The organism is Mesorhizobium sp. M7A.F.Ca.MR.362.00.0.0 (genome assembly GCF_004023175.1).
Taxonomy (GTDB): domain Bacteria; phylum Pseudomonadota; class Alphaproteobacteria; order Rhizobiales; family Rhizobiaceae; genus Mesorhizobium.
The window spans coordinates 1211-21132 of the sequence record NZ_RZTF01000019.1 but is presented as its reverse complement, the minus strand read 5'-3'; the positions used below and the strand labels follow the sequence as shown (position 1 = coordinate 21132).

General features: G+C 62.8%; 15 protein-coding genes and 1 pseudogene. 9 read left to right on the top strand and 7 right to left on the bottom strand.

Translation table 11 applies throughout. The annotated features are described in order from the left end of the window. The 8 genes from EOC06_RS41705 to EOC06_RS04855 form a co-directional block, all read left to right on the top strand. On the top strand, nucleotides 1-1806 hold a 1806-nt coding region (locus EOC06_RS41705), incomplete at its 5' end, for a DUF6537 domain-containing protein (protein ID WP_245469337.1). Between the two features lie 144 nt (nucleotides 1807-1950). Next, the gene (locus EOC06_RS04885) at nucleotides 1951-4263 is read left to right on the top strand and encodes a bifunctional diguanylate cyclase/phosphodiesterase (protein WP_127267398.1); all 2313 of its coding nucleotides are present in this window, start codon (nucleotides 1951-1953) and stop codon (nucleotides 4261-4263) included. A gap of 150 nt (nucleotides 4264-4413) precedes the next feature. Beyond that, on the top strand, nucleotides 4414-5193 hold the full coding sequence (locus tag EOC06_RS04880) for a hypothetical protein (protein WP_128307221.1): 780 nt from the start codon (nucleotides 4414-4416) through the stop codon (nucleotides 5191-5193). A gap of 119 nt (nucleotides 5194-5312) precedes the next feature. Continuing rightward, nucleotides 5313-5462: a DUF3096 domain-containing protein gene (locus EOC06_RS04875; protein ID WP_013528205.1), complete on the top strand. Its 150-nt coding sequence runs from the start codon at nucleotides 5313-5315 to the stop codon at nucleotides 5460-5462. Nucleotides 5463-5657: 195 nt separating this feature from the next. Then, nucleotides 5658-5882, top strand: coding sequence for an aa3-type cytochrome c oxidase subunit IV (locus EOC06_RS04870; protein WP_127267396.1), 225 nt, complete (start codon nucleotides 5658-5660; stop codon nucleotides 5880-5882). Nucleotides 5883-5966: 84 nt separating this feature from the next. Then, nucleotides 5967-7250, top strand: a complete 1284-nt coding sequence (locus EOC06_RS04865) for a Re/Si-specific NAD(P)(+) transhydrogenase subunit alpha (protein WP_128307220.1) — start codon at nucleotides 5967-5969, stop codon at nucleotides 7248-7250. Next, complete coding sequence (locus tag EOC06_RS04860; protein WP_189522886.1) at nucleotides 7247-7675, top strand: proton-translocating transhydrogenase family protein; 429 nt, start codon at nucleotides 7247-7249, stop codon at nucleotides 7673-7675. Before EOC06_RS04865 ends, EOC06_RS04860 begins: the two co-directional genes overlap by 4 nt. 6 nt (nucleotides 7676-7681) lie before the next feature. Continuing rightward, nucleotides 7682-9079, top strand: coding sequence for an NAD(P)(+) transhydrogenase (Re/Si-specific) subunit beta (locus tag EOC06_RS04855; RefSeq protein WP_128307219.1), 1398 nt, complete (start codon nucleotides 7682-7684; stop codon nucleotides 9077-9079). A 77-nt stretch (nucleotides 9080-9156) separates the two neighbouring features. Here the strand turns inward: EOC06_RS04855 and EOC06_RS04850 are convergent. From EOC06_RS04850 to EOC06_RS04835, 4 genes and pseudogenes are all read right to left on the bottom strand, one after another. Further along, nucleotides 9157-10075, bottom strand: a pseudogene (locus EOC06_RS04850) (hypothetical protein). 232 nt (nucleotides 10076-10307) lie between these two features. After that, the gene (gyrB, locus tag EOC06_RS04845) at nucleotides 10308-12779 is read right to left on the bottom strand and encodes a DNA topoisomerase (ATP-hydrolyzing) subunit B (RefSeq protein ID WP_128307218.1); all 2472 of its coding nucleotides are present in this window, start codon (nucleotides 12777-12779) and stop codon (nucleotides 10308-10310) included. Nucleotides 12780-12940: 161 nt separating this feature from the next. Next, the gene (locus tag EOC06_RS04840) at nucleotides 12941-15559 is read right to left on the bottom strand and encodes a caspase family protein (protein WP_128307217.1); all 2619 of its coding nucleotides are present in this window, start codon (nucleotides 15557-15559) and stop codon (nucleotides 12941-12943) included. A gap of 91 nt (nucleotides 15560-15650) precedes the next feature. Then, nucleotides 15651-16220: an NADPH-dependent FMN reductase gene (locus EOC06_RS04835; RefSeq protein ID WP_128307216.1), complete on the bottom strand. Its 570-nt coding sequence runs from the start codon at nucleotides 16218-16220 to the stop codon at nucleotides 15651-15653. A 211-nt stretch (nucleotides 16221-16431) separates the two neighbouring features. Here EOC06_RS04835 and EOC06_RS04830 point away from each other — a divergent pair, with 211 nt between their 5' ends. After that, the gene (locus EOC06_RS04830; RefSeq protein WP_128307215.1) at nucleotides 16432-17805 is read left to right on the top strand and encodes a cytochrome P450; all 1374 of its coding nucleotides are present in this window, start codon (nucleotides 16432-16434) and stop codon (nucleotides 17803-17805) included. Nucleotides 17806-17832: 27 nt separating this feature from the next. On the opposite strand, the gene EOC06_RS04825 is transcribed toward EOC06_RS04830, so the two are convergent. The 3 genes from EOC06_RS04825 to EOC06_RS04815 form a co-directional block, all read right to left on the bottom strand. After that, a complete protein-coding gene (locus EOC06_RS04825; protein WP_128307214.1) occupies nucleotides 17833-18810 on the bottom strand; it encodes a complex I NDUFA9 subunit family protein in 978 nt (325 codons plus the stop codon). Nucleotides 18811-18903: 93 nt separating this feature from the next. Continuing rightward, nucleotides 18904-19356 (bottom strand): DoxX family protein, encoded by a 453-nt coding sequence (locus EOC06_RS04820; protein WP_127270318.1) that lies wholly within the window; start codon nucleotides 19354-19356, stop codon nucleotides 18904-18906. Between the two features lie 197 nt (nucleotides 19357-19553). Further along, entirely contained in the window at nucleotides 19554-19835 is a 282-nt protein-coding gene (locus EOC06_RS04815) for a hypothetical protein (RefSeq protein WP_127270320.1), read from the bottom strand. Nucleotides 19836-19922 lie beyond the last annotated feature (87 nt).

Here is a 19922-nt window from a genome sequence, read left to right as displayed (position 1 = left end):
GGCAAATATGCCGGCAAGGCCGAATTCCCGGCCGGCGCCACCATCCATCACCGCGACGACCTCGATCTTGTCCAGCGCGAGCTGCGCGATGTCAAAGGCGTCTCCGTGCTGCTCTACGACCAGACCTGCGCCGCCGAAAAACGCCGCCGCCGCAAGCGCGGCACCTTCCCCGATCCCGACAAGCGGGTCTTCATCAACGAGCTGGTCTGCGAGGGCTGCGGCGATTGCGGCGTGCAGTCGAACTGCGTCTCGATCCAGCCGGTCGAGACCGAATTCGGCCGCAAGCGCAAGATCGATCAGTCGAGCTGCAACAAGGATTTCTCCTGCGTCAACGGCTTCTGCCCGTCCTTCGTCACTGTGCACGGCGCCAAGATCCGCAAGGCCGAGGGCCTGGCCGGCAAGGCCGATCCGCTGGAAGGCGTGCCTGTGCCGGCGCAATTCCCGCTTGGCGAGCAGGGCTGGGCGGCGATCATCGACGGCGTCGGCGGCACGGGCGTCGTCACCGTAGGTGCGGTGCTTGGCATGGCGGCGCATCTCGAGGACAAAGGCTGCGGCATGATCGACATGGCCGGCCTCGCCCAGAAGGGTGGCTCGGTGTTCACGCATGTCCGCATCGCCCGCACCCCCGACGACATCCATGCCATCCGCGTTTCGGCCGGCAAGGCCGATCTGGTGCTTGGCTGCGATCTCGTCGTGTCGGGCGCCAAGAAGGTGCTGACCGCGGTGCGCGAGGGCCACACCATCTTCGTCGCCAACACCGCCGAGATCATGCCTGGCGAATTTGCCCGCTCGGCGGATTTTTCGTTGCCGATAGAGCGGCTGAAAAAGGTGATCCGTGCGGCCGCGGGCGACGACAAGGCGCATTTCTTCGACGCCACCCGCACCGCCACGGCACTTTTCGGCAACTCGCTCGGCGCCAACATGTTCATGCTCGGCTTTGCCTTCCAGCATGGCGGGCTGCCGCTATCCGCCGAGGCGGTCGAGAAGGCGATCGAGCTCAATGGCGAAGCCGTGGCGATGAACGTCGCCGCGTTCCGCTGGGGACGTCGCGCTGCCCATCAGCCGGAATTCGTGCGCGGCCTCGTTGCCCAGCCGGGTCCAGCCGTCGCTGGAAAGGCCGGCCCGGGCACGGATGTCGCCGAGACACTGGACGATATCATCGCCCGCCGCGTCGCCTTCCTGACAGCCTATCAGAACGCCGCCTATGGCAGGCGTTATGCCGAAAAACTGGCCGTTTTGCGCGCCGCCGAAGCGAAGGCCGTACCTGGGTCGACCACGGTATCGCAGGCCGCCGCCAGGAACCTGTTCAAGCTGATGGCGATCAAGGACGAATACGAGGTGGCGCGGCTCTATACCGACGGCTCTTTCGCCGCCGAACTGGGCAAGCAGTTCCAGAGCTACGAAAGGCTCGAATTCCACCTCGCGCCGCCGATCATGGGCCGTCGCGGCAATGACGGAAGCCCTAGGAAATCCAGCTTCGGCCCGTGGATGATGAAGGGTTTTCGCCTGCTGTCGGCGATGAAGGGCCTGCGCGGCACCGCCTTCGACCTGTTCGGCTACACCGCCGAACGGCGCATGGAGCGGCGGCTGCTGGCGCAGTATGAGGCGGATCTGGAGCTCATCGCCGGATCGCTGGCCCCGGCCAGGGTCGATGCGGCGGTTGCGCTGGCCTCGGTGCCGGCCCTGATTCGCGGCTATGGCCACGTCCGTCGAGCCAGCGCCGACAAGGCCTTGAGCGAACGCCAAAGGCTGCTCGAACGCCTGTCGAGTACGCTGGCGCGGCCGAAACTTCAGGCCGCGGAATGATCGATACGCCTTGTTTACCTGAACGACAATTTCCTTGCTTTCCGTTACGTCACCCGGCTTGACGGCAGGAGCGGCGGGGCCTCTCTAAATCTTTCTTAAGGCGGATGTGGCACTGCTTGGCTCCCCAGGGTTGGGATTCAGGCGTTGAATCTGATAAAGAAGAACGAGATTCCGGTCGACGTCTACATTCCGTTCGTGGAAACCTTGTTTCGCGACGGGTTGACGCTTTCGATAGGATTCTTTGCCCAAACCCTGCTGGTCGTGCTGGTTTACTGGAAAACCATGGATCCGGCCTATCTCGCCGTCACCCTCGGACTGCTGGCTGTCGCCTTCCTTCGTCTTCGCAACATCAGGAAATATCGCCACGCTCCTTCGCCTCAAAATTGGGAAGAGGCGCGTCGCCGCGAGAACGACTACATACTGTACGGCTCGATGCATGGCTTCATGCTTGGCGCCTTCTGCTTTGTCGGCATCTATCTTGCCTATGACCCGTTCGCGGAAATAGCTGCCGTCTGCGTGACGCTTGCCTCCGCCACGTCTATTGCTGGCCGCAACTATGGTTCGCCCAGGATGGTCGTGATCTTCATTATGACCATGACTTGGCCGATCTCGCTGGGCTTCATCCTGCGGGGCGATCCCTATCACTTCATTCTCGGCCTGCTTTCGGCGCCATTTCTTTTTGCTATCAAGCGCTTCGCCGATCTGGTCCGCGAGGTGCTTTTCGCCGCCCTGTCCGAGGAAAAAAAGGCCAATCGCATCGCCCAGCGCTTCAACCGAGCGCTCAACACCATGTCGCACGGCCTTGTCATGCTCGGCCCGGACGGCCGCGTCGCGGTGGCCAATGCCGAGGCCGCGCATCTGATGTCGCTCAAGTCGCCCGACGCGTTGCTCGGCCGGTCGATCCATGGTCTGTTGATGCGCGGTGTCGCCGGCGGCATGCTGGCGCCCAAGGATTGCCGCTACATCGAGGCCCAGCTGACGCGTGCCCTGCGCGAGGGCCGCGACCGCAAGGTGCTGGTTTCCCTCGCCAACGGCCAGCATTACGAGTTCTCGGCTCGCGAAGGCAGCCAGGAACTGGGCGTCATCACCTTCGAGGACGTCACCGCCCGTGTCGAGGCGGAAGACAAGATCCGCTTCATGGCACGTTACGACAACCTCACCGGCCTGCCCAACCGCGCCTATTTCCATGAACTGGTAGGCGAGGCCATGGTATCAGGCGATCGCGATCGTCTCTGCGGCCTTGCGGTGCTCGACCTCGACGATTTCAAGAGCGTCAACGACACGCTTGGCCATCCGATCGGCGATGGCTTGATCTATGCCGTTGCCGAGCGGCTTGCCGCCATTGCCAGGCAAGATATCACGGTCAGCCGTTTCGGTGGCGACGAGTTCATGATCTTCTTCGACCGCGTCGAGGATGAGAGCCATCTGACCAGCCAGCTCGACGAGATTTTCGCCGGCCTGCAAGGGGAAGTCGACGTCGCCGGTCACGGGCTGCGCATTCAGGCCAGCGGCGGCGCGGTGCTGTCACGGGTCAAGGATACCGATGTCGACGCCATGATCGTCAAGGCGGACCTGGCGCTCTACAAGGCCAAGGAGCTCGGCAAGAACAGCTGGCGGCTGTTCGAAGCCTCGATGGATGCCGCCTTCCGCAACCGTCAGCTGATGAAGGCGGACCTGCGTACAGCCGTGGAAAGCAAGGGCTTGAGGGTGGTCTATCAGCCGATCGTGGCGATGAGCACCATGCGTATCGCCAGCTGCGAGGCGTTGTGCCGGTGGGATCATCCCGATCTCGGGCCGATCTCGCCCAGCATCTTCATTCCTTTGGCCGAGGAAATGGGCATCATTTCCGAGATCAGCACCTTCGTGCTGCAGGCAGCCTGCGCCGAATGCGCCAAATGGCCGGACCAGACCAGCGTCTCGGTCAATCTCTCGGCCAAGGATTTCCGCAACCGCGACGTCATCCAGAAGGTTCGCGATGCGTTGGCCGGCTCCGGCCTCGCCGCCTCCCGGCTCGAGATCGAGGTCACCGAAACGGCGCTGCTCGACGACAAGTCGCTGACGCGCCAGTATATCGAGGAGCTGAAGCAGATCGGCGTACGCATCGCGCTCGACGATTTCGGCACCGGCTATTCGAGCCTGAGCTATCTGCACAAACTGCCGCTCGACAAGATCAAGATCGACCGCTCGTTCCTGATGGACGTCACCCAGAACCCCCGTTCGCTCGAGCTGCTCAAGGGTATCGTCAACCTATCGCGGCCGCTGGGGCTTTCGGTCACCGTCGAGGGTGTAGAGACCTTCGAGCAGCTCAAGATACTGGCGCTGCAGGTCAAGCCCGACCTTGTCCAGGGGTTCCTGTTCGGTTCGGCGCTCAGCGCTTCCGGCATCGAAACCATGTCGAACACGGTATGGCCCTTCGCCAAGGACATCAATACAGCCAAGAGAGCCGCACGCCGCTGACCGGTGCCGGGAAGAGTGTCGCCTTTTCATAAAAATTTACGGATCGTTAACGTTAATGATCGGTAAACGACGTGTGCTCCATTTTCATCTTTTACATCTCAGGGTCCCGTCGTAGGTTGAACTGCGGCGGAAACTTACGAGGGTTTGAGTATGGATGTGCAGTTGGAAGCGCTTGGCCATGTGGCGGGCGGGGGTGAAGAAAATTCGCCCGACAGCATGTCGAGTTTCGCCCGCAATGTTTCAGCGATGCTTGAGCGGACGGAATATCGCCGCTGCGACAAGGGGGAGGATCTCGAAGACATCTATAGGTTACGCTACAAATCCTATCGCTTGAATGATATGGTGTCGGAAAATCCGGAACATATTGTGCATGACGAGCTCGACGAAGCTGAAAATTGTTCCAAGTTCGGCGTCTATATTGACGGCATCCTGGTCTCCACGGTGCGCATTCATCATGCCTGCCGGGCCACGCCACAATCGCCGTCTACAACTGTCTACGGCGACATCCTGCGCCCGATGCTGGCTGCGGGTGCGCACTTTGCCGATCCGAGCCGCTTTGCTGCCGACCCAGACTGGTCGAAGGTCTATCCGCAGATCCCCTACCTGACGCTGCGCCTTGCCGGAATGGCCTGCTTCTACTTCGACGCACCTTACTGTCTCTCGACTATCCGGCCCGAACATGCGGGTTTCTACCGTCGTATCTACAGTTCTGAGCAGATCGGCGAGCTGCGCGACTATCCGGGCCTGAACTACAAGGTCGTGCTTTATCGCGCCAATGTCGCTGCCATTCGCGAGCGGTCGTTCTCGCGCTTCCCATTCTTCCGATCCACATCTCTGGAGCAGCGTATGCTGTTCGAGACACCTGGTGCTGGAGAATTGGCGCCGCTGACCATCCTGCCGACTGCCAAATATTTTCGCGAAGCCGCCTGAGATTAGGCGTTTCGCAGAACCACTGGAGCTTTCCGGCCGGATACGCGTTCTGATGGCTCGGCGCCTTGTCGTCCTCGCCATTGGTCGCCGAATCCACGGATATGCCAAAGGAACCCGTCATGACCATTTCCACACTTGCGCTCACCCCACTTATCTCGCTGATCGCCGGCGTGCTGATCCTGGTCATGCCAAGGCTGTTGAACTACATCGTCGCGCTCTACCTGATCGTCGTCGGGTTGCTCGGGCTATTTCCGCATCTAGCCGGCTGAGGGATTGCAACCGTCCGCCTCAACCGCTTCTGGGGCATCTTTCCGCATCACGCACTGAGTTCGGCTCCGGCGCGTTGGCCACCGGCTTCAAGTTTCCGTTGAGGCAGTTGTCCGCTGTTGTGCGGCAATAGCGCCATTGCTCTCGGCCCGGCTTTTCGCTATGTGCCTGAAAGATGTCTTCGAAGGGGTATTCCTATGGCTGATCACTCGCCGACCGGTCCTGTCGAACTGGGCGCGAAGATGGACTATGCCGAGCATGACCGCACCTATGCGGGCTTCCTCGCGCTGGCCAAATACGGATCGCTTTTCTGCGGAGCCCTGCTTCTGGCGATGGCCTTCGGCTTCTTCGCGGGCGGCTTCTTCTCGGCGACCATCCTGTTCGTGCTGATTATGGCCGTCGGCGCCTTTATCCTCCGATAGATTTTCCGACACCTTGTCCACGGCGCCGCCGCGAGGCCGGCCGGCGTCTTGCGGGAAATAGCTTCCGGCCGAAAGGATCATGCGGTGGGACAGACGGTTTTCATCCCTCGTGAGCTCGATGCCAACGAGCCGCGCGTCGCGGCCTCGCCCGATACGGTGAAACGGCTGGCGGCGTTGGGCTTCGACGTCGTCGTCGAAAGCGGCGCCGGTCTGAATTCGCGCATCGTCGATGCCGATTATGCGAGCGCCGGCGCCGCCATCGGCAAAGCTTCCGATGTCGCCAAGGCCGATGTCGTGCTGAAGGTGCGCCGGCCCGGCGATGCCGAGCTGAAGAGCTACAAACCCGGTACAGCGGTCATTGCCATCATGGATCCCTATGGCAATGATGCCGCTGTGGCAGCCCTGGCCAAGGCTGGCGTCACCGCGTTCTCGATGGAATTCATGCCGCGCATCACCCGCGCCCAGTCGATGGACGTTTTGTCCTCGCAGGCCAATTTGGCCGGCTACCAGGCGGTGATCGACGGGGCTTCGGAATATGATCGCGCGCTGCCGATGATGATGACGGCGGCCGGCACGGTGCCGGCGGCGAAGGTCTTCATCATGGGCGTCGGTGTCGCCGGCCTGCAGGCGATCGCCACCGCGCGCCGGCTTGGTGCGGTCGTCACCGCCACCGACGTTCGCCCTGCCGCCAAGGAACAGGTCGCCTCGCTCGGCGCAAAGTTCCTTGCGGTCGAGGACGAGGAATTCAAGGCGGCCGAAACGGCCGGCGGCTACGCCAAGGAAATGTCGAAGGAATACCAGGCCAAGCAGGCGGCACTCACATCAGAGCACATCGCCAAGCAGGATATCGTCATCACCACCGCGCTTATTCCCGGCCGACCGGCGCCCAAGCTGGTATCGGCGGCCATGGTCGCTTCGATGAAGCCGGGCTCGGTTCTCGTCGATCTGGCGGTCGAGCGTGGCGGCAATGTCGAGGGCGCCGAAGCCGGCAAGGTCGTCACCACCGCCAACAACGTCAAGATTGTCGGCCATCTCAATGTGCCCGGCCGCATCGCGGCGTCGGCATCGCTGCTTTATGCCCGGAACCTCTTCGCCTTCCTCGAAACGCTGGTCGACAAGACGACGAAAACGCTTGCCATCAACCGGGACGACGATCTGGTCAAGGCAACGATGCTGACTAACGGCGGCAAGATCGTGCATCCTGCTTTCATAAAGGCCGATCAGCAACCCCATCTCGAGCCGGCCGCGATACCGGCCAAGACCATGGTTGCCGACGCCTCGGACAAACCCGCTGCTGCAAAGAAAGCCGCGTCCAAGAAACCGGCCGCATCCAAGTCGCCCTCGTCGAAGCCGAAAGGGATCGCGTGATGGATCAGACCCTGCAGAAAGCCCTCGACCAGCTCGACCAGGCCTCCGCCGCGGTTCGGCTGGCAGTGCACAATCTGGCGACCGCGCCTGGTGGTGCCGACGCGGCGGGTGATGCCGCGCATGCGCTCTCCGGCGGTGCCATCGATCCCTTCGTCTTCCGCTTCGCCATCTTCGTGCTGGCGATCTTCGTCGGCTATTACGTCGTCTGGTCGGTGACCCCCGCACTGCATACGCCGCTGATGGCCGTCACCAACGCCATCTCTTCGGTCATCGTCGTCGGCGCGCTGCTTGCCGTCGGCATCGCCGCCTCCGGCATTGCCGCGGGCTTCGGCTTCGTCGCGCTGATGCTGGTGTCGGTCAACATCTTCGGCGGCTTCCTCGTCACCCAGCGCATGCTGGCCATGTACAAGAAGAAGGACAAGTAGAGCGCCATGAACGCCAACTTCGCGTCCTTCCTCTACCTCGTCTCCGGCGTCCTGTTCATCATGGCGCTGCGCGGCCTGTCGCATCCGACCACCAGCCGCCAGGGCAATCTCTACGGCATGATCGGCATGGGCATCGCCATCGCCACCACATTGGCGCTGGCAACCCCCTCGGCCGGCCGCTTCGGCCTGATCGTGCTCGGCCTGGCCATCGGCGGCGGCGTCGGCGCCGTCACCGCGCGCCGCATCGCCATGACCTCGATGCCGCAGCTGGTCGCCGCCTTCCACTCGCTGGTCGGCCTCGCCGCCGTCATGGTGGCGGCCGCCGCCATCTATGCGCCGGAAAGCTTCGGCATCGGCACGGCTGGCGACATCCATGCCCAGGCGCTGATCGAGATGAGCCTTGGCGTCGCCATCGGCGCCATCACCTTCACCGGCTCGGTCATCGCCTTCCTCAAGCTCGACGGCCGCATGTCCGGCAAGCCGATCATGATCGGTGGACGCCACTTCATCAACGCGGCACTTGCCATCGCGCTCGTCGTGCTGATCGTGCTGCTGGTCACCACCGAGTCCAAGCTGGTCTTCTGGCTGATTGTCGCTGCCTCGCTGGTGCTCGGCATCCTGCTGATCATCCCGATCGGCGGCGCCGACATGCCGGTCGTCGTCTCGATGCTCAATTCCTATTCGGGCTGGGCGGCGGCGGCGCTGGGCTTCACGCTCGGCAATCTGGCGCTGATCATCACCGGTGCGCTGGTCGGCTCATCCGGCGCGATCCTGTCCTACATCATGTGCAAAGGCATGAACCGAAGCTTCATCTCGGTCATTCTCGGCGGCTTCGGTGGGGAGACTGCAGCGGCCGCCGATGACGGCATCGAACGCACGGTCAAGCAGGGCTCGGCCGACGACGCCGCCTATCTGATGATGAACGCCCAAAAAGTCATCATCGTGCCGGGCTACGGGATGGCGGTTGCCCAGGCGCAGCATGCGCTGCGCGAAATGGCCGACAAGCTCAAGGCCAATGGCGTCGACGTCAAATACGCGATCCACCCGGTCGCCGGCCGCATGCCCGGCCACATGAACGTGCTGCTCGCCGAAGCTAATGTGCCCTACGACGAAGTGTTCGAACTCGAGGACATCAACTCGGAATTCGCGCAAGCCGATGTCGCCTATGTCATCGGCGCCAACGACGTCACCAACCCGTCCGCGCGCGACGACAAGTCGTCGCCGATCTACGGCATGCCGATCCTCGACGTCGACAAGGCCCGCACCTGCCTGTTCGTCAAGCGCTCGCTCGGCTCCGGCTATGCCGGCATCGACAACACGCTGTTCTACAAGGACGGCACCATGATGCTGCTCGGCGATGCCAAGAAGATGACTGAAGAGATCGTCAAGGCGATGGACCACTGATTTCGCCACGGCGCGACTGACCCAAACACAAAAGCCCGGCGCAAGGCCGGGCTTTTGCTTTTCAATGCTGAGCCGCTTCAGCGGCTGGTGAGAAAAACCGCTTCCTCATCGTCGCGCTGCCTGCCCCCAAGGGCCGCGGCAGCACTGGCGATGAAGGCGCCGATGGCCAGCGACAGCGCACCAAGCAGGGCAAATGTCGCACCGGCCTTCCTGGCAGTGTCGGCGGCCTGCTGCGCCTTGACCTTGGCGTCCTGAGCCCTGGCGATGATCGCCATCCACCCGCGCCTTGGCATCTGCTTCCGAAAGACCGGTGCGAGCGGCGACGAGTTGCGACAGGTAGGTCTTGTCGTCTGCCGAAACCTCGCCTGCCGCCGCACCGGCGATCAGGATGCGCGAGGCCTGCCCGGTCGCGGCGGTATCGCTGTCTGGATTGGCGGCAGCCAGCCTGCCCGGATCGGCCGGACGGAACAGCGAATCCACAAGGTAGGATGTCGCATTGTCGACCGATGCGCTGCCGGCATCGGCCGAAGCCCCCGCCGATGCACCCATGGCAGCGCCAGACGCGACGGTGGACACCGCCTGCACGCCTGAACCGATTGCTGCGGAAAGGGCGGAGCCAAGCACGCCGACGACGAGCAAGGTGGCCAGCGCCCAGGCAAGAAAGCCGTGTGCGGTGTCCCGGAAATAGACCTCATCGGTGTGGATGCCGACCCATTTGGTGCGCAGCCGCCCGGCAAGATAGCCTCCGACACCAGAGGACAGCCATTGCACGATGACAAGCCAGACGGCGGTGGACGCCGCGAAAGTGGTGACAGATGCGCCGGATCCCGACCATGGCGACACCATGGTCAATCCCAGCCCCGAACCGAGCAGCATGAGGATGAAGGTCAACGTGGAAGCCGCGAAGGCACCGGCGACGATCGGTCCCCAACTGACGGCGGTGGAGGAGGATTCTGTTGAAGTGGAAACGTCGACAGCCGATAGGGTGGACTGCATGGAAGCCCCCTACCGTACGAACAGCATGATCAGAATGATGATCGGGATCGGAATACCGAGCAACCAGAGCAAAATGCCGCGTCCCATGAAGGCCTCCTGTAAGAAACTGTGATCGATGTTGTCACAATGTCCCGCAGGGACTTCCGTTCCGGGGCGCTGTAAAATGATTTTGTTGCCGCCGGTGGAACAATTGGCGCCCCGCAGCGCGCCAATTCAGAATTTAACGTCCGGATCAGATATCCAGATTGGCGACCGACAGCGCGTTGTCCTGGATGAACTCGCGCCTGGGTTCGACCTCGTCGCCCATCAGCCTCGAAAATAGTGAATCCGCGTCGGTCGCGTCATTGACCTTGACCTGCAGCAGCGAGCGCACATTCGGGTCAAGCGTGGTTTCCCACAGCTGTTCGGCGTTCATCTCGCCGAGACCCTTGTAGCGCTGCATTGTCAGGCCCTTGCGGCCGGTCGCAAAGACCGCATTGAGCATCGCCAGCGGCCCCGAGATGGTTTCGGAGACATCCTTGCGGCGCAGCACCGGCGGCGAGCCGTAGACCTCGCTGAGGCGCTGTGCGTAGCGGTCGAGCTGGCGTGCGTCGGCCGAATTGATCAGCGCCAGATCGAGATGCGCGTATTCCTTGACGCTGCGCACCGTGCGCTCGAACACATAGCCGCCGACGCCTTCATTCGAGGTCGACATGCGGCCGGTCCAGCCGCGCTCGGTGTCCTCGGCAATGATGTCGAGGCGTTTTGCAATCCGCTCCGCCATGGCGTTGGCGCGGCCGAGATCGGCGAACACGTCCGGGTTGAGCCCGCCGGCGATCGCCGCCTGCTCGACCACGCCTCTGTTGTAGCGCGTGTGCAGGCCGTTGATCAGCTGGCGCACCGCCAGTGCGTCGTCGATGGCTCCGCGCAGGTCCTGTCCGATGCGAACCTCGCCCGAGCCGAGCGTAAGCGATGCTTCCTCCAGTCCCGAGCCGATCAGGAACTCCTCGAACGCGCTCTCGTCCTTGATGTATTGCGAGCTCTTGCCGCGCGTCACCTTGTAGAGCGGCGGCTGGGCGATGTAGAGATGGCCGCGCTCGATCAGCTCCGGCATCTGCCGGAAGAAGAAGGTCAGCAGCAAGGTTCTGATATGGGCGCCGTCGACATCGGCGTCGGTCATCAGGATGATCTTGTGGTAGCGCAGCTTGTCGGCGTTGAACTCGTCCTTGCCGATCGAGGTTCCGAGCGCCGTGATCAGCGTGCCGATCATGTCGGAGCCGAGCATGCGGTCGAAGCGCGCCCGCTCGACATTGAGGATCTTGCCGCGCAACGGCAGGATCGCCTGGTTCTGGCGCGAACGCCCACCCTTGGCCGAGCCGCCGGCGGAGTCACCCTCGACGATGAAGATTTCGGACTTCGCCGGGTCGCGTTCCTGGCAGTCGGCCAGTTTGCCGGGCAGGGAAGTGACGCCGAGCGAGCTCTTGCGGGTGATATCGCGCGCCTTGCGCGCCGCTTCACGCGCCGCCGCGGCCTGGATCACCTTGTCGACGACCACCTTGCCTTCGCTCGGATGTTCTTCCAGCCAGGTGCCGAGCGCTTCGTTGACCAGGCCTTCGACGACAGGACGGACTTCCGACGAGACCAGCTTGTCCTTGGTCTGCGAGGAGAATTTCGGATCTGGAACCTTGACTGAAAGCACCGCCGTCAGGCCTTCGCGGCAATCGTCGCCGATCAGCGAGACCTTTTCCTTCTTGGTCAGGCCGGAGGATTCGCCATAGCCGGTGATCTGGCGCGTCAGCGCGCCGCGAAAGCCGGCCAGATGCGTGCCGCCATCGCGCTGAGGGATGTTGTTGGTGAAGGCCAGCACGTTCTCGTGGTAGCTGTCGTTCCACCACATCGCCACTTCGACGGTGATCCCGTCGCGCTCCGCCCGGATGGCGATCGGCTTGTCGATCAGCGGTTTCTTGACCCGATCGAGATATTTGACGAATTCCTCGAGGCCTCCATCATAGTGCAGCTCATGGCGCACGACGTCGGCGTGACGGGCATCGGTCAAAATGATGCGCACGCCGGAATTGAGGAAGGCAAGCTCGCGCAGCCGGTGTTCCAGCGTGCCGAAGTCGAATTCGACCATGGTGAAGGTCTCGGCCGACGGGAAGAAGGTGATCTGGCTGCCGCTGCGGCCCTCATAGGTGCCCGGCTGCTTGTCCTGCTCATAGCTGCCGGTCGCCTTCAGCGGCGCGTCGGCATTGCCATGCGTGAAACTCATCTCGAAGATCTGGCCGTTGCGGCGGATTTTCAGCTTCAGCCACGCCGACAGCGCGTTGACCACCGAGACGCCGACGCCATGCAGGCCGCCCGAGACCTTGTAGGAATTCTGGTCGAACTTGCCGCCGGCATGCAGCTGCGTCATGATCACTTCGGCCGCCGAAATGCCTTCTCCGGTGTGGATATCGGTCGGAATTCCGCGGCCATTGTCGATCACGGTGACCGAACCATCGGGGTTGAGCGTCACGGTGACGAGATCGGCGTGACCGGCCAGCGCCTCGTCGATGGCGTTGTCGACCACTTCATAGACCATGTGATGCAGGCCCGAACCGTCGTCGGTATCGCCGATATACATTCCGGGGCGTTTGCGGACAGCATCCAACCCCTTCAAAACTTTGATGGAATCGGCGCCGTATTCGGCTTCAGCGCCGTTGTTGTTGTCGATCTGATCGCTCATGAAAACCTGTTGTCTGGATGCCGCTTACACGGCGCGAAAAACCCGCTCCGAATCGCGCCTCTGATATGCACTAGATATAGGCGCAAAAGGCGGTTTTTCCAAGGTTTGCAGGCATTTCACGGGGAATGAGCCGGCTGTCCATGGCAGCCTCCCGTCAGGCCCTATTTCACTTTGGCCAGCCGGTCCCTGAGAAACTTGATCATGGACTTGTATCGCGGCGCCAGCCGCCCGCTGCGGTCGAGCTCCAGCGTCATGTCCAGCGCCTGCGAAAGCACCGTCTTGGGGTTCTTGGCGACCTGAGCGTAGTCGATCATGGCAACCACCAGGTCGCGCTGCCAGGTGGCGTTGTTTGGGTCGGACCGGGCGAGCTTCTGGCGGATGTCGAGACTGTCCTGGAAAGCCTGCCGCGCGCCTTTGACGTCGCGCTGCTTGGCCTTGAGCATGCCGATCTCGGACAGAGTGATCGACAGGTCGCGTTGCCAGTCGGCATTGGCAGGGTCGAGCTTGGCCAGCCGGTCGGCGATAGCGAAACTGTCTGTATAGGCCTTGAGCGCTCCGGCGCGGTCGCCCTGAATCGCCAGAATGCCGGCGACCTTTTCCAGGCTGACCGAAAGGTCGCGTTGCCAGTCGGCGTTGGCAGGGTCACTGGCCGCCAGCATGCGGGCTATCGAGAGGGCTTGCCTATAGGCGGCGAGGGCTGCCGGCCAGTCCTCTTGATCGCTCAGCGCATTGCCCATCTTTGCATTGCCGACAGACAGGTCGCGCTTCAGCTCACTGTTGTCGGGGTCGCGGCCCACCAATTGTTCGACGATCGCATGGCCCGCTTTATAGGACGCGAGTGCGCCCGCCGCATCGCCGCGCTCGCGCTTGAGGTCGCCGATCGTATCATGGCTGACCGACACATCGCGCTGCCGTTCGGCATCCTGCGGCTTCTTTTCGGCCAATGCCAATCGGATCTTCAGGCTCTCCTCGTAGGCCATCTGGGCGTTGTCCAGTTGCCCCATGACCCGGGCAAGGCCGCCGATCTCGTCATAGCTGATGGTCAGGTCACGCTGCAGCTCGGCGCGCTCCGGTTCGTTGTCGGCAAGCTGCTTCTTGACCGACAAGCCTTCCTGGTAGATCTGCGAGGCCCCAGCCAGATCGCCTTGCGTCACAAGCACATTGCCGATCTTGTCGTCGGCCATGGCGAAGTCGCTGAACCATGACAGCCGATCGGGTTCGGCAGCGGTCAAATCCCTGAGCATGGTTCTGGCGGTCCGATAGTTTTCCAGCGCTTCCGGCAGGTCTCCTTGCGCCAGCTTGATGTTGCCGAGCTTGATGTGGCTGACGGCAAAATCGCGCTTGACGCTCGGGTCGGTTTCCCGGGCCGAACGCAGCTCGAGATTGGACACCAGCGCTGCAAAGGCGCGGCCTGCCGCATCGGTGTTGCCGACAAGGGTGTAGAGCTTGCCGAGCTCGTCCAGGGTTCGGATCTGGCGGTCGGCCTGGTCCAGGGTCAGATCGGTTTGCCCGGCCTCGCCGTAGAGGACCAGCACCGATTCATAGTCCTTGATGGCCATGGCGTAGTCGAGGTCGGCGCGCGCCGCACCGCCGGACAGGAAACGCGTCGCCGCCTCGGACAGCGTGCGGTTGACGAAGTTGGCCTTCAAGGCGTTGCGCGAAACATTGTCGATGTCGGCGGCCTTTGCGAGGATGGCGCGAGCCCCATCGAAGGCGCCGAGCGAAAGCTGCTCCTCGGCCTGCCGGCGCAATTCCGTCACCTGCGGATCATCGGAGGCCAGCGTCCTCATTTCGCCGCGCACCTTGACGAAGGCGTCGGCCGCCTCGCGCAACCGGGCATTCAGGCTGTCCGCGGAAAGGTGGCTGGCGTCGGAGCTGATCAGCACGCCGTAGAGAGGCGCCAGCGGCATGTCGGCATCGCTGGCGACCTGCTCGACCTCACCGCGCATTTCCGGCGTCACGTCGGCCATGGCAAGCAACAGGCGCTCGCGCTCCGGCAATTGTTGCTTGGCGGCCGCGGCAAAAAACAGCTTCGGCAGGCCGCTCTCGACGTAAGGCAGCTGTTTGCCCCGCGACAAATCGTAGACCTCCTGCTGCACCAGCGTCAGCACCGAGCGGATCTCGAGCCCGTCGGTGCCGAGATATTTGGTCAGCGCTGTCGTGAAGGGCGAGTTCTGGCCGGTGCCGTCGGCAGCCGTCTCGCCCGGTGCGGCGGAGAAGGCGAACAGGATGTTTTCGGCGCGGCCAATCCGGCCGAGACCAGGCTTCACCTTGTCGGAGACATCCTTTGCCAGCGATGTCGCGCCGCGCCCTTCACCGCTGCTTCCCGAAAAGGGATCGCTGCGGCAGGCGTCGAGCATGATCAGGCCGACCTTGGCCGTGGCGGCCACGCTGTCGCGCACCTCTTCCAGCGGCAGGCTGGTCTTCTCCAGCGCATCGAGCGAGGAGGCGTCGGCATCGATCGGGAGCAGCCGGTTGTCGCCCGAGATTTCCACGCCGTGGCCGGAGAAGTAGACCAGCGCCACGTCGGCGCCTTTGGCATCCAGGCGAAAATCGTCGAGCGCGCGGCGCATTCGCCGCAGGTCGCGATTGGTTTCGAGGATGACCTCGAAGCCGAGCTTCTTCAGCGCCGCTGCCATCGCCTCGCCGTCATGGACCGGATTGGCGAGCGGCCGAACCAGGCGGTAGCCGTCCTCGGCTATGATCAAAGCCACGCGTCGCTCAGCCACCGCGGCGGCGGTGCTCATGAGCATCAGCAGCAAGGCAAAAAGCAAGCGCAAGTCGAACCGCCCCCCGGCTTGTCCATTTGCGCAAACATTACACCTCTTTATGCCATGAGCAAGCCGGGCTTTTTGCGGAAGACCAGCGTTTTCAGGCAACCCGCATAGGCTTCAAAGCCTCGCTCCAGCGCAACAGTTCGTCGAGCATGGTTTTGGCTCCGCCCTGCACCTGTTCGCTGGCGTTGAAAGCGCCGTTCTCATCGAGCAGTTTCTGGTACATCGGCAGCGCGACGCCTTCCGAGATCGGCATGACGCCGACCGATGTCAGCAACGGCTTCAGCGCTTGCGCCGCGCGCAGGCCGCCGGAGACGCCGCCATAGCTGAAAATGGCTGCAGGCTTGTACTTCCATTCGCGCGAGAGATAGTCGATCGCGTTGACGATCGCCGGCGCCACGAAATAATTGTATTCCGGCGCCACGAAGACGAAGGCATCGGCGGCATCGATCGCTTTCGACCAGGCCTTGGTATGGTCGTTCTTGTAATTGCCGAGCCTTGGATGGTGCGGTTCGTCCAGCACCGGAAGCTTGAACGTGTCGATGTCGGTCAGCACCGGCTTGAATTTTCCATGCTCGCGCGCGAACCCCTCCAGCCACTCGGCAAAAACCGGTCCGGCTCGGCCGGGCCGCGTGCTGCCAATGATGATGTTCAACTGGTGCTTCAAGGCGAACCCCTTTCGTTGGCGGTATCTGTTGGTGACCGTGACCTATGGCAGAGCACGACCGCGGACAAGGCGGCACCGCCATGGAGGCGGTCACAATCGGCTGAACGGATCGCCTGCCGTGACGCCTCGGGCCGCATATTTGCGCCTGCCGTTCGGTCACATGGACGCCCGCATTGCCAGCCACTACATTGGGGTATCAGCGGAGCAGCCCATGGACGTCCAGCCCGCCCCCTTCATTCCCCCGGCGCCGAAGCCGCGCACCACGCCGCCCTCGACGCTGGAGATGATCCGCATCGTCTACCGCAATCCGCTCGAATTGTGGGGTGAGCACACCTACAACGAGCCGTGGATCTCGGCCAATGGTGTTGGTGGACATCTGATCGTCGCCAATGATCCCGGCCTGATCCGCCATGTGCTGGTCGACAACGCCAGGAACTACAAGATGGCGACGGTGCGTCAGAAGATCCTGCGGCCGATCCTGCGCGATGGCCTGCTGACCGCCGAGGGCGAGGTCTGGAAGCGGTCGCGCAAGGCGATGGCGCCGGTGTTCACGCCGCGCCACATCTTCGGCTTCGCCCAGCCGATGCTGAGACGCACGCTGGACTTCGTCACCCGCTACGAAGACGGCGGCACGTCCGACATCGCCCATGACATGACGCTGCTCACCTACGACATCCTGGCCGAGACGCTGTTTTCCGGCGAGATATCAGGCGAGCCCGGCAGTTTCGCCAACGAGATCGACCGCCTGTTCGAGACCATGGGTCGCGTCGATCCGCTCGATCTGTTGCGCGCGCCCGACTGGCTGCCGAGGCTGACCCGTATCCGCGGCCGCAAGACCATGGCCTATTTCCGCAAGATCGTCACCGATACGGTCAAGATGCGCGAAGCGAAATTCAAGCGCGACCCCGATGCCGTGCCGCAGGATTTCCTGACGCTGCTGCTCAAGGCCGAGGGACCCGACGGGCTGACGCGGGCCGAGGTCGAGGACAACATCATCACCTTCATCGGCGCCGGCCATGAGACGACGGCGCGTGCGCTGGGCTGGACACTGTATTGCCTGGCTGAATCACCGTGGGAGCGCGACCGGGTCGAGCAGGAGATCGACCAGGTGTTGGCGCGCGAGCCCGATCCGACGAAGTGGCTCGATGCCATGCCGTTCACGCGTGCGGCTTTCGACGAAGCGCTCAGGCTGTATCCGCCGGCGCCGTCGATCAACCGCGAGCCGATCGAACCGGAAATGTGGAAGGATCTTCATATTCCCAAGCACGCTGCGGTGCTGGTGATGCCCTGGGTCGTGCATCGCCACAGGAAACTATGGGACCGGCCGGATGCCTTCCTGCCGGAGCGCTTCCATCCGGGAAATCGCGAAAAGATCGACCGCTTCCAGTATCTGCCGTTTGGCGCGGGTCCGCGCGTCTGCATCGGCGCCAGCTTCGCCATGCAGGAGGCGATCATCGCGCTGGCGATCATGCTGTCGCGCTTCCGCTTCGACACGACAGCCGAAACCAAACCCTGGCCGGTACAGAAACTGACCACGCAGCCGCAAGGCGGTCTGCCGATGCGGGTCACGCCGCGACAGGCATGAGACACAGCTTCAGACGGTTGTGATAAATCAAGCAGCAGGCTTGCGTTGCTGGAATTGGCCGGCGGCGCGGTAGCGCCAGAGATAGCTGGGCAGGATCGTCGCGATCGATTGCGGCTGGATGCCGAGCCCTGCAAGCGTCCTGTTGGTCGTGTTGGCGGCGTCCGAAACGATGTTGTGCTCGCGCAACTGCGTCACCTGGTCCTTGGTCAGCAGCGGATTGGGCAACAGGCCGAGGATCGAGGCCTGGATGTTGGCCACCCACCACGGCACCGGCACCAGCAGCCGCTTGCGCTCGATCACGTCGAGCAGCTCTTCCATGCACTGCTTGAAGGTGAGCACCTTCGGTCCACCAAGTTCATAGATCTGGCCGCCATCCACCTTGCCGTCGACCGAGCGCGCCACCGCTTCGGCCACGTCGCCGACATAGACCGGCTGGAACTTGGTCTGGCCGCCGCCGATCAGCGGCAGCACCGGCGAATAGCGCGCCATGTTGGCGAAGCGGTTGAAGAAGCCGTCTTCGGGTCCGAAATTGATCGACGGCCGGAAGATCACGGCGTCCTTGATCGTCTCCAGCACAGCCTTTTCGCCAAGCGCCTTGGTGCGCGCGTAGTCTGATTCGGAGTCCAGATCGGCGCCAAGCGCAGAAATGTGGGTCAGGCCGGCGCCGACCGAGCGTGCGGCCTCGGCCACTGCGCGGGCGCCGAACTCGTGCACGGCGGAGAATTTCTGCCGGCCGCTCTCATGCAGGATGGCGACCAGATTGACGACATGGTCGGCGCCCTGCACGGCGCGGTCTACCGACCAGCGCACGCGCACATTGGCCTGCACCGGCTGGATCTGGCCGACATTGCCAAGCGGCTGCAAATGGCCGGCAAGATCGGGCCGCCGGCAGGCGACCCGGATGCGATAGCCGCGCCTGGCCAACGCGCGCACGACATGGCGGCCGACAAAGCCTGACCCGCCAAAGACGACGACGAGCTTTGGGGTCTGCAGGATTTCGGTCATGGCTGGCTCCGGCGCTCGCAAGCTTGGCTGAAGCCGTTTCATAATCCGTTTCGTGCCAAAGGCAAAGGGCGACGCGTCGTCGCTATCAGCCTGTCAGAACGCTTTGCCCATACGGGCGTCGACCGAATGGCGGTTGCCGCCGCGAATGACGAAAAAGAGCAGGATCGCCGCCCAAAGCAGCGACTTTTCCGCGCCCGAATAACCTTGGTCCATCGTGACCCAGTGGAACCAGACCGTGACCAGCAGCACGAACAGGCCGGCAAAGGCGGCCGGCCGCGTCAAAAACCCGATGGCAATGAAGATGCCGCCGAAGAATTCAGTGCAGGCCAGAAGCAACGACCACAACGCGCCCGGATAGAAACCGAGACCCTCGACCATCTCGGCAGCGCCGAAAGGATTGGTGATCTTCTGCGAACCATGGATGGCGAAAAACCCGCCGGCGACGACGCGAAGAACGGTTTCGGCACCATCGTGCAGAGCCGCGTAAAACCTGCCAAGGACCGGGATGACAAGGGCGTTGCGGGGGTTGTCCGTGCTTGCCGACATTATAGCTCCTCTGTTTTGCTCAATCAGCGCAAACGGCCGGTCGGGTCGGCCGAAGTCAAATAAACAAAAGTTGACCAAAACAAGAATGTTTTATTCATTGTGCGATCAAAACGCAGAAAACCCCGCCGAAGCGGGGTTTTCCGGGTGACATCCATGCGAAGTCAGGGGCCGACGGAGCGGCCTGACCTGAGACGGTATCAGGAGGGCGTGAAGCAAGTACGCCCACCCCAGCCCTGAACATCCGACATGGTGCCACCAACCTTCTTGCAGGCGGCGACGAAATCGGCGCTGCAATTGGCGAATTTTGCATGGCCGTTCTTGCAGTAATGGTCTTCGGTGGCGCCGCCGCTCGGGGCGGCGATGACACCCGGGCTGGTCGGCTTGGCCGGCGCGGCCTTCAGGGTGGCTGCCTGTGTGGCACCCATGAACGAGCCGAGCAGAAGGACGGCGGTCAGCATGGTGATCTTGGTGTTGGTCATGACAATTTCCTTTGATTTGGGTTGAGGTTTCCGAGGCGCGAAGGACCGGCCTTCGCGTGATGCAGGCTTTCGATTTCGGTTTGCTGC

What these genes read in the sequence shown, in the direction of transcription:
- EOC06_RS04870 (WP_127267396.1), top strand. Translation starts at nt 5,658, where the DNA reads ATGGCTGATCACTCGCCGACCGGTCCTGTCGAACTGGGCGCGAAGATG.
- EOC06_RS04855 (WP_128307219.1), top strand. Translation starts at nt 7,682, where the DNA reads ATGAACGCCAACTTCGCGTCCTTCCTCTACCTCGTCTCCGGCGTCCTG.
- EOC06_RS04820 (WP_127270318.1), bottom strand. Translation starts at nt 19,356, where the DNA reads ATGTCGGCAAGCACGGACAACCCCCGCAACGCCCTTGTCATCCCGGTC.
- EOC06_RS04830 (WP_128307215.1), top strand. Translation starts at nt 16,432, where the DNA reads ATGGACGTCCAGCCCGCCCCCTTCATTCCCCCGGCGCCGAAGCCGCGC.
- gyrB (WP_128307218.1), bottom strand. Translation starts at nt 12,779, where the DNA reads ATGAGCGATCAGATCGACAACAACAACGGCGCTGAAGCCGAATACGGC.
- EOC06_RS04880 (WP_128307221.1), top strand. Translation starts at nt 4,414, where the DNA reads ATGGATGTGCAGTTGGAAGCGCTTGGCCATGTGGCGGGCGGGGGTGAA.
- EOC06_RS04825 (WP_128307214.1), bottom strand. Translation starts at nt 18,810, where the DNA reads ATGACCGAAATCCTGCAGACCCCAAAGCTCGTCGTCGTCTTTGGCGGG.
- EOC06_RS04875 (WP_013528205.1), top strand. Translation starts at nt 5,313, where the DNA reads ATGACCATTTCCACACTTGCGCTCACCCCACTTATCTCGCTGATCGCC.
- EOC06_RS04815 (WP_127270320.1), bottom strand. Translation starts at nt 19,835, where the DNA reads ATGACCAACACCAAGATCACCATGCTGACCGCCGTCCTTCTGCTCGGC.